The following is a 12478-nucleotide window of genomic DNA, read 5'->3' on the forward strand; positions in this document are numbered from 1 at the left end:
TGTAACCTCCTTTTGGTTCTTCTCTTTATCATAAGAACCTTTATTCTTCCTCTTCTTCTACTATTTACAAGTTGTGAAAATCCGCCTCAAATACAAATCAAGTGACGGATAGACAAAAATTGGACGAATTGTTCGCTTCACTTTATTAGTTGCTATTTACTTTACTAGATGACTGTTTGATTTTGTGTAGAAAGATGGCATGTCTCTTTCGACAAATTCCTTCTTTCACACTTGTTTGTAGCACTGATGGTGAAGATTTAATACAGCTGCTTCATCTTTTTTAGCTAACGCCTCTACTAATTCACTTATCAGAATGTCGCTTGGCGCTGAGTTTTGTTGAAAAGTTTGAGAAAAACGGCAAATAATCAGCCAGATTCGGTGTAATAGCCGATTAGGCTGCAAAGAAAACAAATAGTCAAACAAGTTCTTCAAACAATCGTCATTCTGCTTTTGAATTGCTTTCGAAACATTGATTTCGTCCTGTTCCGCTAAAACAAAATACAAACAGCTCTTTTCAAGAATATATCTAGTCTGAATTAAGTCTGATTTTGTTTTACCGTCTTGTACTAAAAAAGTAGCTAATAAATCAATAAATTGATGATCCCCTACTTCTTTAATAAACGTACCTTCACCTCTTCTAGTTTCAATCAACCCAATTAGCTCTAACGCTCTGAGCGCTTCTCGAACGGAAGAACGTCCTGCGCCTAACCGTTCAGAAAGCTCTCGTTCTGACGGGATTTTATCTCCCGTAGTTAAACGATCGTCTTCCATTAGCTGGCGAATTTGTTTTAGAATTTCTACATATACTTTTGAACGTTCATTCTTCAAGTTTACTACCACTCACTTTACATTACTTTAACAGGCATGCTTGAAGCATCATGCCTGTCAAAGAACAGTTGATGTAACCTTATTCAATAATCGCTAAGCGACGTGTGTTTTCAGCTACGGCTTCTGGCTTTACCTTTATTCGGGCAACGCCTGTTTCCATAGCTGCTTTTGCAACAGCGGCGGCTACTGCCGGAGCCACTCGTGCATCAAATGGACCTGGAATCACATAGTCTGTATTCAAGTCCTCTTCCGTAATCAAATTAGCAATGGCCTCAACTGCAGCCATTTTCATTTTTTCATTAATATGAGTAGCACGTACATCTAGTGCACCTCTGAATATCCCCGGAAACGCTAAGACATTGTTCACTTGATTAGGAAAATCAGAACGTCCGGTGCCGATTACTTTCGCGCCAGCTTTTTTAGCTTCTTCTGGCATAATTTCAGGCACCGGATTTGCCATTGCAAAAATGATTGGGTCTGGATTCATCTTTCCAATCATCTCCGGTGTGAGTGCTCCTTCAACCGAAACTCCAATAAATACGTCAGCTTCTTCTAAGGCATCAGCTAACGTACCTTCTACTTTGCTTCGATTTGTATAGGCTGCAACTTCATCTTTTATACGGTTCATGCCGTGAGGACGCTTGTCATAAATCGTTCCTTTGGAATCACACATAATGATATCGCGCACTCCATAGCTGTATAATAATTTAATAATAGCAATGCCAGCAGCTCCTGCTCCATTCGCTACCACTTTGATTTGTGACATTTTTCTTCCCGTCAGCTTCAGGGCATTAAGAAGGCCCGCTACCGTAACAATAGCCGTCCCATGCTGATCATCATGAAAAACCGGGATATTTGTTTCCTTTTTCAACCGCTCTTCAATTTCAAAACAGTTAGGAGCCGCAATATCTTCTAAATTAACGCCTCCAAAAGTAGGTTCTAGCAATTTAACAGTTTCTATAATTTTGTCCACATCTGTCGTGTTTAAACAAATTGGGAATGCATCTACGCCGGCAAAACTTTTAAAAAGGACAGCTTTCCCTTCCATTACTGGCAGAGCAGCTTCAGGACCTATATTGCCTAAGCCCAATACGGCAGTGCCATCAGATACAACAGCTACCATATTTCCTTTCATCGTATATTCATATACATTGTTTACATCATCATATATTTCTTTGCAAGGTTCTGCTACACCAGGGGAATAAGCAAGGCTTAAATCCTCTGCGTTTCGAACAGGAATTTTGGACTTTGATTCTAGTTTACCTTTGTTAATGCGGTGCATATGCAATGCTTCTTCACGTAAAGACAATGAATTTCACTCCCAATAAACAAAATGATAACAAATACTGCGCCTGAACCATGTTCTTTCCCACACTCATATGATGTTATAAATCCAATTGCATTTCATTTCAAGAAAAACGCATCTAATTCGTATATTTCATAAAAAACGGTGGTCAGACCACTTTTTTAACTATTTTACCATATAACATCACATGAAATCTGTAAAGACTATATCTTCTTGAACACAACGTGGTTCTCTCCTAGCATTGCTTTTAAAGTTTTTATTAACTCGTCGCTTCGTTCAATAGAATAGTGAACGGGAAGCTTAACCAATTGACGTTCTGCCTCATAATAAATTTTCACGGGAATTTTCCCTCTATGAGACTGAAAGTGCTGGTAAATAGTATGAAGCAGCTTTTCTGTACCTTGCTTTGTTTCTATACGTAAGTATAATTCTTCTGACGGTAGTTTTTGAACCGCCTCGCTAGCAGCTTCAGCACGTTGACAAACAATTTGCTGCTGCCCATTTCTTTCATCTATCTTTCCTTGTATCAGTAAAACCGTACCTTGTTCAAACAGCAAACGATTCTGCTCAAATACGCGGGGAAACGCAACAACTTCTCCTTCTCCACTTTCATCCGTGATGCGTAAAAAGGCCATTTGCTCTCCTTTTTTCGTTCGAATGACACGAATTTCCAACACAAATACTAAAAGAGAGACCGCTTTTCCTGAAGCGTATTCTTTCATATCGTGAAGAGAAACAACAGAATAAAAGGAATTCAGTGCTTCATACTGAGAAGCAGGGTGGCTTGATAAATAAAAACCTAGCATATCTTTTTCATACTGAAGCCGATCTTCTATTTTTAGTTCCTCTTTTTCCATATATTTAGGCTTTAACGAAAATTCATCTCCAAATCCAAAATCATCATCTGGGAGTACCAAGCTTGCATGTTCAAACGCTACATCAATCGTTGCTAATAAAGTAGCTCGATTTTCTCCGAACTCATCAAAGCCTCCAGATAGAATCAAAGCTTCAAGCCCCTTTTTATTCACGGCTTTTTGTGAAACACGGGCACAAAAATCAAATAAGTCTTCAAATCTTTTTTTCTTTCGCTCTTCTGTTATTTCCTGCATAGCTGCTGCACCAATATGTTTAATCGCTGCAAGGCTATACCTTATACTTTCACCTTCTACGTTAAACGAATACATGCTCTTGTTAATAGAAGGTGGGAGAACTTGTATTTTTTTTCTTTTTAGTTCATTAATATATTGAGCAATTTTCCCTTCATTTCCAATAACGCTCGTTAGTAAAGCTGAAAAGAACTGCAGCGGGTAATGTGCTTTCAAATAAGCTAACTGATAGGCTACCATACTGTAAGCAACAGCATGACTTCGGTTGAAGCCATAATCAGCAAAACGCACAATAAGGTCATACACTCGATTAGCAACGGATAGGTCATACCCTTTCTTCTTGCTTCCTTGGATAAAATGAGCTCGTTCACGATCCAGCACTGCCCGTTCTTTTTTACTAACTGCTCTTCTCAACAAATCTGCTTCTCCAAGAGAAAAACCGGCCATTTTTGAAGCAATCTGCATAATTTGCTCTTGATACACGATAACGCCGTGCGTGGATTGTAAAATGTCTTTAAGCGTAGGATGATCATATATTACCTTCTCCACTCCATGCTTGCGCTTAATATAGGTTGGAATATTTTCCATCGGACCAGGTCTATACAGCGCGTTAACTGCTACAATATCTTCTAGCTCTGTAGGTTTTAATTGCTGAAGCACTCTTCTCATTCCATCTGACTCTAGCTGAAAAATACCGGTCGTATCCCCTTTACTCAGCAGTTCAAAAGTTTTCTGATCGTTAAACGGTATATGAGACAGTGACAGCTTTCGATTCATGTCCCGCTCAATTTTCTTTAAAATATGATCTAAAATGGTTAAGTTGCGCAAACCTAAAAAGTCCATTTTCAAAAGCCCAATGTCTTGCAGAGCTTCCATTGGATATTGAGTTAGATATACATCATCATGTCCTTCTTGTACAGCTACAGATTGCGTCAGCGGCTCCTCACTAATCACAACGCCTGCTGCATGCGTAGAAGTATGCCTTGGCAGTCCTTCTATCTTCATGGCAATGTTGTACCATTGTTTTCTGGCTTCATTTTCAGATAAATAGTCTTGAAGAACTCTTGAATCACGAAGAGCGCTTTTCAACGTTGTACCTGGTTTAGTTGGAATCGCTTTGGACATTTTGTTTAGCGCTTCTTGATCAAATCCCATCACTCTCCCTACATCACGTACGGCTGCTTTAGCTGCTAGTGTTCCAAATGTAATGATTTGAGCTACGTGCAGCGCTCCATATTTTTGCGCCACATACTGAATGACTTGATCTCGTTTGTTATCAGGAAAATCAATATCAATATCAGGCATCGAAATACGTTCAGGGTTTAAAAAGCGCTCAAATAAAAGCTGATGCTGAATTGGATCAACATTTGTAATTCGCAAGGCGTATGAGACCAGTGAGCCTGCCGCTGAACCCCGGCCTGGGCCCGTTAAAACACCGTGTTCATGAGCATAATTCATAAAATCCCATACGATAAGAAAGTAATCACTAAAGCGCATATTTTCAATAATGTTTAGCTCATAATCCAAGCGTTCCTCATATTGTTCCGTGATCACTTGAACTCTTTCTTGCAATCCTTTTTCGCAGAGAGTGCGCAAGTAGGTTGATGATGTAACAGACGGGGGAACAGGATATTTTGGAATGGACATTACGCCTAGAGAAATTTCGAGCTCGCATCGTCTTGCGATTTTTATACTTTCTTCTATTAAAAAATGCTGGTCATGAAAGAGATCTTCCATTTCATCAGGTGATTTGAAATAGTACTCGCTGCTCTTACTTTTTACCTCTTCATCGCTATGTAATTTCTCTCCGTCTCGAATAGCTGCTAAACACTCATACGCATCCCGATCTTCTTTTTTTAAATATTTCACTTGATTCGTCGCAACAAGCGGGATATTTTCTTCAGCAGCAAGTTCCGTTAACTGCTGATTTATAAAAGCTTCATCCTGTCCGTGGCGCTGTATCGATATATACAAAGACTGCGAATATACTTTTTTAAAGAATTGAAGCACTCGCTTAGCATCTTGAAGTTTGTTTTCTGCTAGCAGGGTTTCAACTTCTCCAGTTAAACCGGGTGTAATAGCAATCAACCCGCTGCTGTAATGATGAAGCCATTTTTTATTTACACCGTGTTTTTCCTTGGTTTGAACTAAACTGCTTAGTTTTAATAGATTTTCATATCCCTTATCATTTTCCGCTAACAAAACTAAAGGGTACGCTCGCTCGCTTTCTTCATGTTCTAGAATTGATAATGTGAGCCCAATAATTGGCTTGATCCCCGCTTTCACGCAGGCTTTATAAAAAGGAATGACTCCGTACATCACGTTTTCATCAGTCAAAGCAATCGCTTCATAGTTCATTTTCTTAGCTGTTTCTACAAGTTCATGAATACGAACGGAACTGCTTAATAAGCTATAAGAACTTTGAAGCTGCAAGTGAACAAAAGGCACAGGACTTCCCACCTTTCTTTAATTCTTTATTCTTATTATAAATTTTGTTGCCGGCGTAGACAAATTACATAACTCTGAGCGTTTGTCCATATATATGTAGGAAGCGTGATTCATTGATAAAATAGTAAAGGAGGACACGTCATGACAAAAGAGCCTTTTATGTCTCTTTTCATTTGGAGTTACTTCACTTCATTAGGTATTATTTTAGGCGGTTCATTAATTGGAGCATTTGCAGGGTTTTTAATTGGCAAATCTCCTTTATACGTCATGCATACCCTCAGCAATAGTTTAAAAATCTGGGCAATTGTCGGAGCAATTGGAGGAACATTTGATACGTTTTACAGCTTTGAGCGAGGACTCTTTGAAGGAGCCACAAAAGATGTATTCAAACAAATCCTTTTAATTCTATCCGCTATGGGAGGAGCTCAGACCGGGGCTCTTATCATCAAGTGGTTAACTCAGGAGCATTTTGTATGAGGGTACCCAGCGAGCGAATGTTCAAGCGCTCCGACTGGCAGCGTTTTTTTGCCGGTATAGTCATTGGAGCAATTGTTAGCTGGGGGGTGTTTTTAACGATTTATGGCGTTTCAAGAGATAGAGAGCTAGAAGAAATTCGAATTGCTAATGATAAGCTAGAAAAAGCAAATTTGCAAATTAGCGCATGGCAAGAAGATGTAAAAGCATTAAACAAGGAAATGAAGCAGCATTTAATTATTCAGAATGTGAAAGTAAAATTAGTAAACGGCAATCGTTATAAAGTAAACTCTGTGGTTGAATACAATATTCAAAAAAGCGTGGACAAAGAAGCACAGCACTTAATTGCCCAAGATATTGAAAGTGCATATCGAAGCAGGGATATCTTAAAAAAAGCAATTGAAAATAAAAAATACGAATTCGATAAAACAATTTATGAAGTTGAAGTTCATCAAATTTATTTTTATACAACACTTTCGATTGAAGTTCGAATTAAAAAGATGGAAAAAGTACTATAAAAAGCCGCTGATTTAAAATCAACGGCTTATTTTACAGATTACTCCTGACTGCAGAGCTCTTCTAAATCAAGCAGTAAAGGCTCTACTTCTTCCCATGAATAAATGGAAGCGCCGGACGCAAGAGGATGGCCTCCTCCGTTGTATTTTCTAGCAATTGTATTAATGACAAGCTCTTTTGAACGAAGGCGAACACGAATTTGATTTTCTTCCTCCACAAAAAATACCCACGTTTTTACTCCATCAATTTGCCCTAACGAACCGACTAGCTGAGAGGCATCGGCTGGTGTCACATCATATTTTCGAAGAATTTCATTCGGAATTTTCATATGAGCAACTCCTGTTGGAGACATCGTAAAGTTTTGCAGCACATATCCGTGTAAGTGAGCGACGTTTTCTTTTGTTTTGTATAACTGATCATATACGTCTTTAAAATTGAAACCATATTGAATCAATTCACTTGCATAGCAAAACGTTTTCGGCTTTGTATTTGGAAATAAAAATCGACCCGTATCTCCGACGATACCGCTGAAGATCAGCTTTGCTCCTTCATCATTCAGAGATAATCCCTTTTCTTTTCCTTCCAAGTAAAATTCATAAATCATTTCGCTTGTTGAAGAAGCAGACGTCTCAACCCAAAGCAAATCACCGTAAGGAGTTTGGTTTGGATGGTGATCAATTTTAATGACCATTTTTCCATTTATGTAGCGCTGATCTGACACTCGGGCTTCATTAGCCGTATCACAAACGATGACAAGCGCATCCTCATAGGTGTCATCAGCGATGTCATCCATCCGGTATAAAAATTTTAGTGACTCCGCTTCTTCTCCCGTTACGTATACCTTCTTCTCCGGAAAAGATGTTTTTAACAATTCCGCTAATCCGCACTGAGATCCGTATGCATCTGGATCTGGACGAATGTGCCGGTGAATAATGATGGTGTCAAACTGCTTAATAGCTTCTAATATTTGTGCTTTCATTTTCTCTCTCCTGTCAATACTGTTCTTATTTTATGTACGTACCGCATGCACTTACATTTCCGCAGCGCTGTATCCATATTATTTATTAAATCATATCTCTTCTCTTTTTTGAAAGAAGAATCAATCAATAGTAGAATTTTCTGTCATCTACCTGTAAAATAATAGATAATACTGTAAGCACTTTCAACACTACGCATTACTAACATCTAGAAACATTATGGATAGAAATACACCGGACTGGAGGGGCGTCTGTGCCATTTTTTATGATTTTAATCGTTGTGTCCTTTGTTTTCTACATGTATTTAAAAGTAAAATACGTACGTTCGAAACGCCCAATGGAACGAAAGTGGATTTCCGCTAAGTCGAGTATTTGTCTTGGCTCTTTTGTATTATTTTTTGGAATCAATCAATGGTTTATTTACGAAACAAGCCTTTCGCTTATCATCGGCATACTATTTGTATTATTCGGTTCAGGCAGCATATTAGCAGGTATCAAAGCTTACAAGTACTATCAGCCTTATGCAATAAAAGAAGCTGGTCAAATGTAAAAGAAGCTGCAGAGCAGCTTCTTTTTTTATACTCTTTCCAATAACTGAGCCATCATCATCGCTTTCCCTACTACAACCCCGGCATTGTAGACTTCTACATCTAATTTAGCAAACTTCCGACCAAGTTCTAATAGCTTAGGGCGAATTTCAATTACGCTTTCAATTTGAACTGGCTTAATAAAATAAACGGTGATGTTTTCAATAACCAAATCACCTTTTTTATATAAGCGAAGAACACGATTGGCGGCTTCCGTTACAATAGTAGTGAAAACTCCGTATGAAATAGTCCCCATATAATTCGTCATTTGCGGCGTTACTTCACAGCGATACACCGGTGCTTCTTTTGTCTCTTGTACATCCATAAATTGATTGGTTACAATGTCGTCAATAGTTTCTCCTACCTGCGGTTGACGCTGAATCATTTGCAGCGCCTTTAAAACATCTTGACGGCTGATAATGCCCTCTAGCCGGTGGTAATCATCCACTACAGGCAGCACTTCAATCCCTTCCCATACCATCATATGCGCAGAAGAAGCAACCGATGTTTTCCCGTGAACCGTCATCGGATTTTTCGTCATTACTTTTTCAATTGAAGTAGAAAGGTCATATCCAATAACATCTTTTGAGGTGACCATACCGTGAACTTTCATATGCTGATCCACTACAGGAAAACGACTGTGGTGAGTCTTATCGTTACATTCATGCCATTTTTCAATCGTATCGGTTAACTGCAAGCTAACCGCTTCAGAGATAGGTGTTAAAATATCCTCTACAAGCACAATTTCTTTTTTTATCAGCTGATCATAAATAGCACGATTAATCATCGTTGCAACTGTAAACGTATCATAGCTCGTTGAAATAATAGGAAGTTTAAGATCATCCGCAAGCTTCTTAACCCATTCTTCCGTATCAAAGCCGCCCGTAATTAACACGGCTGCTCCTGCTTCAAGAGCTAATTCATGAGCGTTTACTCGATTCCCTACGATAAGAAGGTTTCCGGCCTCGGTATATCTCATCATAGCATCAAGCTTCATCGCTCCAATAACAAACTTGTTTAACGTTTTATGCAAACCTTCACGTCCGCCCAGCACTTGTCCATCCACGATGTTTACTACTTCAGCAAACGTGAGCTTTTCAATGTTTTCTTTCTTCTTTCGTTCAATTCGAATGGTCCCAACTCGTTCAATCGTTGAAACATATCCTTTATTTTCCGCGTCTTTTATTGCTCGGTACGCCGTGCCTTCACTGACATTCAGTTCTTTGGCAATTTGGCGCACTGAAATTTTTTCACCAATTGGAAGCGAATCGATATACTGTAAAATTTGCTCATGTTTTGTCGCCACGTGTACTTCACCCTTCTAAAACGTTTTTACGTTTCATATGTCTTTTCTTTTATTATACGGGGGAAGTGAAATGGATTCAATCTAACCTCTTTGACGCAAAGGCTTTCTCACACTATTTTTTTGAATACCTGCCTTCTTGCGGCGCGGTGCATAAAGCAGTGATGACAAATTGCCTCCGGCTACAAAAAGAGCAAAGGTAAGCCAGCTTATGCTAAAAACCCCTTGCAAACTCGAAGTTGTTAACACTAAGTGCGGCATTGCATAGTAAAGCATCACTCCGCATAATAAAAGCGATAAAATAACTCGATTTTTTTCCATAGCTCTCCCTCCTTATTATTACTATCGTATGCAGGGAAGTAAAAAAAGCAGAACGTTTCTTTACAAATAAAAAGAGATTAAGACATAACTGCATCGATTCAATCTAAAGACGAACAAATGTGAGACATGAGCTGAACCGTTTGTGACACCGCAGTTGACTTGCGTGCAAGACTTCGCTTTCCGAGGGAGTCTTCGTCTTGCCCTCCAATCAACAGCTAGAAGCCGCTACATATATGAAACCTACGTTCACCTTAACAATAAAAAAAGAACGAGTGATCGATAATATCGATTACTCGTTTTTTTTAACTTTAACTGAAATCGTTTTGTCCCAGCCTTTATTTATGATTAAAGATCCAATCCTTCTCCAACTTTTAATACTTTTCCTTCAATACCAGATAAAGACTCAACAAATTGATGAGGATCTTGCTTAATTACAGGAAATGTATTGTAGTGAATTGGCACAACAAGCTTTGCCTGCACCCATTCCGCTGCGATAGCCGCATCTTCAGGTCCCATTGTAAAGTTATCTCCAATTGGAAGAAATGCTACGTCAGGCTCATGGCGACCAATTAACTTTAAATCAGAAAATAAAGCCGTATCTCCAGCATGATAAATTGTCTTTCCTTCAATCGTTAAAAGCAAACCAGCCGGCATTCCTGTATAAATAATTTTCTCATTATTTTCTGTATAACTTGAACCGTGGAAAGCTTGTGTCAATTTTACCGTACCAAAATCAAATGTATAAGCTCCGCCTATGCTCATTGGATGTACGTTTAAGCCTTGCCAGCTAAGATATGTAGCTAATTCTGCTACTGCCACAACAAGTGCACCGCTGCGCTTAGCAATTTCCACCGTGTCGCCTACATGATCATTATGGCCATGAGTCAGTAAAATCACATCTGCTTTTACATCTTCAGCATTTAAATCTGTTAATTCATTTCCAGTGATAAACGGGTCAATTAAAATTGTTTTTCCTTTTGTTTCAATTTTAACAACAGAATGTCCATGATAAGAAACGCGCATCATATATTCTCTCCTTTTACACTAACCTTTTCTATATTCTACCCGTCTGTTTTGGTTACAAAACAAGTGAATACGCGGCTATCATATCACAAACTGCGCAAAAACATGCCTTATTATGCTTGCTCTAATAAAGTTGTTGCATCAGCGTAAGTTAGACCGTGTGCATCTGCAACAGCCGCGTAAGTGACAAACCCATTTAGGGTGTTGATGCCTTGAAGAAGGGAAGGGTTTTTTAAGCACGCTTTTTTATATCCCTGATTTGCTATTTGCAGAGCATAAGGAACCGTTACGTTGGTCAGCGCTAAGGTCGACGTGCGTGGAACAGCTCCAGGCATATTAGCAACAGCATAATGCAAGACCTCATGCTTCAAATAAGTCGGGTTATCGTGAGTGGTAATGCGATCAGTTGTTTCAAAAATCCCCCCTTGATCAATAGCAATATCAACTACAACGGACCCTTTTGACATCGTTTGAACCATTTCCTCTGTGACAAGCTTTGGCGCTTTAGCTCCCGGTATGAGAACCGCTCCTATCACTAAATCTGACTCTTTTACAGATTGTGCGATATTGTAGTGATTTGACATTAATGTCGTCACTTCTTTACCAAATAAATCATCAAGCTGGCGAAGGCGATCAGCGTTTAAATCAATTATTGTAACATCAGCCCCTAATCCGACCGCAATTTTAGCAGCGTTGGTTCCCGCTACTCCTCCTCCAATAATTGTTACTTTTCCTCTTTGCACGCCTGGAACTCCACTTAATAAAATCCCTTTGCCACCTTTGGTTTTCTCCAAAAATTGAGCTCCAATCTGAGAAGACATTCTTCCTGCAACTTCGCTCATCGGAGTTAACAGAGGCAAGCTTTTGTTTGGAAGCTGTACAGTTTCATAAGCGATGCCTACCACCTTTTTATCAATCAATGCTTTCGTTAATGCTTCTTCAGCTGCCAAATGTAAATAGGTAAACAAAATAAGTCCTTCACGAAAATATCCGTATTCTTCTGAAATCGGTTCTTTTACTTTCATAACCATTTCAGCATCCCATGCTTCTTTTGCAGTATTTACAATAGAAGCTCCTGCATTTGTGTAATCTTCATCATGGAATCCAGAGCCTTCTCCTGCCTGTGTTTCAATATATACATCATGCCCACCGTTAACTAAAGCTGTAACACCAGCTGGAGTAATAGCCACGCGATTTTCATTGTTTTTTACTTCTTTCGGCACTCCAATTTTCACCTTTATCCCTCTTTTCTTATATCAGTGATTAACTGAAAAAAGAACGCCACACCAAATCCTTTAGAAAACCGGATTTACTATGACGTTACCTTTCGATAGAGCTCAGCATAATCCTGCTTTTCTTAGTCTATATACAGTATATGCATCTAGTTATTCATATAGTTCGTTATCACTCTGTGCTTCTGGATTTTCGACTACAGAAGCCATAGCATCGCCAATGACGCCGCTTGAATAAGAATCCATTAGCTGTCTTGATGTCTCTTTTTCTCCTTCAAAATCATATTCATATACATGCTGCGGATGTTTTTTGTCTTTCATATGTCACTTCTCCTTTTTCACTTTATTTTCTTTACG

Annotated in this window: 12 protein-coding genes; 3 read left to right on the plus strand and 9 right to left on the minus strand. The window is 38.9% G+C overall.

Translation table 11 applies throughout. The features are described 5' to 3' along the window. Nucleotides 1-225 precede the first annotated feature (225 nt). From ACFX4R_RS15635 to dnaE, 3 genes are all read right to left on the minus strand, one after another. Nucleotides 226-828, minus strand: coding sequence for a FadR/GntR family transcriptional regulator (locus ACFX4R_RS15635; RefSeq protein ID WP_016765715.1), 603 nt, complete (start codon nucleotides 826-828; stop codon nucleotides 226-228). Nucleotides 829-907: 79 nt separating this feature from the next. Then, entirely contained in the window at nucleotides 908-2137 is a 1230-nt protein-coding gene (ystJ, locus tag ACFX4R_RS15640) for an NADP-dependent malic enzyme (RefSeq protein ID WP_013059453.1), read from the minus strand. Nucleotides 2138-2337: 200 nt separating this feature from the next. After that, complete coding sequence (gene dnaE / locus ACFX4R_RS15645) at nucleotides 2338-5688, minus strand: DNA polymerase III subunit alpha (RefSeq protein WP_323617630.1); 3351 nt, start codon at nucleotides 5686-5688, stop codon at nucleotides 2338-2340. A 141-nt stretch (nucleotides 5689-5829) separates the two neighbouring features. Between dnaE and ytrH the strand changes: the two genes are divergently transcribed. Beyond that, a complete protein-coding gene (ytrH, locus tag ACFX4R_RS15650; protein WP_013059455.1) occupies nucleotides 5830-6165 on the plus strand; it encodes a sporulation membrane protein YtrH in 336 nt (111 codons plus the stop codon). Continuing rightward, nucleotides 6162-6680 carry a sporulation membrane protein YtrI gene (gene ytrI, locus ACFX4R_RS15655; protein ID WP_016765717.1) on the plus strand — a complete coding sequence of 173 codons (519 nt, stop codon included), beginning with the start codon at nucleotides 6162-6164 and terminating at the stop codon, nucleotides 6678-6680. The genes ytrH and ytrI overlap by 4 nt, the downstream gene beginning before the upstream one ends. A 38-nt stretch (nucleotides 6681-6718) precedes the next feature. Here ytrI and ACFX4R_RS15660 read toward each other — a convergent pair whose 3' ends face one another. Beyond that, nucleotides 6719-7657, minus strand: a complete 939-nt coding sequence (locus tag ACFX4R_RS15660; RefSeq protein ID WP_043975994.1) for a DHH family phosphoesterase — start codon at nucleotides 7655-7657, stop codon at nucleotides 6719-6721. Between the two features lie 251 nt (nucleotides 7658-7908). Between ACFX4R_RS15660 and ACFX4R_RS15665 the strand changes: the two genes are divergently transcribed. Then, nucleotides 7909-8205 (plus strand): YtpI family protein, encoded by a 297-nt coding sequence (locus ACFX4R_RS15665; RefSeq protein WP_013085203.1) that lies wholly within the window; start codon nucleotides 7909-7911, stop codon nucleotides 8203-8205. Between the two features lie 26 nt (nucleotides 8206-8231). Here the strand turns inward: ACFX4R_RS15665 and ACFX4R_RS15670 are convergent, their stop codons facing one another. The 5 genes from ACFX4R_RS15670 to ACFX4R_RS15690 form a co-directional block, all read right to left on the minus strand. Further along, nucleotides 8232-9548: a CBS domain-containing protein gene (locus ACFX4R_RS15670; RefSeq protein WP_013059459.1), complete on the minus strand. Its 1317-nt coding sequence runs from the start codon at nucleotides 9546-9548 to the stop codon at nucleotides 8232-8234. Nucleotides 9549-9629: 81 nt separating this feature from the next. Beyond that, on the minus strand, nucleotides 9630-9866 hold the full coding sequence (locus ACFX4R_RS15675) for a hypothetical protein (protein ID WP_043975991.1): 237 nt from the start codon (nucleotides 9864-9866) through the stop codon (nucleotides 9630-9632). 345 nt (nucleotides 9867-10211) lie between these two features. Then, nucleotides 10212-10889: a metal-dependent hydrolase gene (locus tag ACFX4R_RS15680; protein ID WP_043976679.1), complete on the minus strand. Its 678-nt coding sequence runs from the start codon at nucleotides 10887-10889 to the stop codon at nucleotides 10212-10214. A 113-nt stretch (nucleotides 10890-11002) separates the two neighbouring features. Next, nucleotides 11003-12124, minus strand: coding sequence for an alanine dehydrogenase (gene ald / locus ACFX4R_RS15685; RefSeq protein ID WP_043975989.1), 1122 nt, complete (start codon nucleotides 12122-12124; stop codon nucleotides 11003-11005). A gap of 150 nt (nucleotides 12125-12274) precedes the next feature. Next, complete coding sequence (locus tag ACFX4R_RS15690; protein ID WP_013059463.1) at nucleotides 12275-12442, minus strand: hypothetical protein; 168 nt, start codon at nucleotides 12440-12442, stop codon at nucleotides 12275-12277. Nucleotides 12443-12478 lie beyond the last annotated feature (36 nt).

Origin of the sequence: Priestia sp. YIM B13490 (genome assembly GCF_042787735.1) — a bacterium.
In the GTDB taxonomy this organism is placed as follows: domain Bacteria; phylum Bacillota; class Bacilli; order Bacillales; family Bacillaceae_H; genus Priestia; species Priestia megaterium.

Excerpts from the sequence above, each read along its gene's own strand:
- ytrH (WP_013059455.1), top strand. The coding sequence starts at position 5,830 with ATGACAAAAGAGCCTTTTATGTCTCTTTTCATTTGGAGTTACTTCACT.
- ytrI (WP_016765717.1), top strand. The coding sequence starts at position 6,162 with ATGAGGGTACCCAGCGAGCGAATGTTCAAGCGCTCCGACTGGCAGCGT.
- ACFX4R_RS15660 (WP_043975994.1), bottom strand. The coding sequence starts at position 7,657 with ATGAAAGCACAAATATTAGAAGCTATTAAGCAGTTTGACACCATCATT.
- ACFX4R_RS15675 (WP_043975991.1), bottom strand. The coding sequence starts at position 9,866 with ATGGAAAAAAATCGAGTTATTTTATCGCTTTTATTATGCGGAGTGATG.
- ACFX4R_RS15680 (WP_043976679.1), bottom strand. The coding sequence starts at position 10,889 with ATGCGCGTTTCTTATCATGGACATTCTGTTGTTAAAATTGAAACAAAA.
- ACFX4R_RS15690 (WP_013059463.1), bottom strand. The coding sequence starts at position 12,442 with ATGAAAGACAAAAAACATCCGCAGCATGTATATGAATATGATTTTGAA.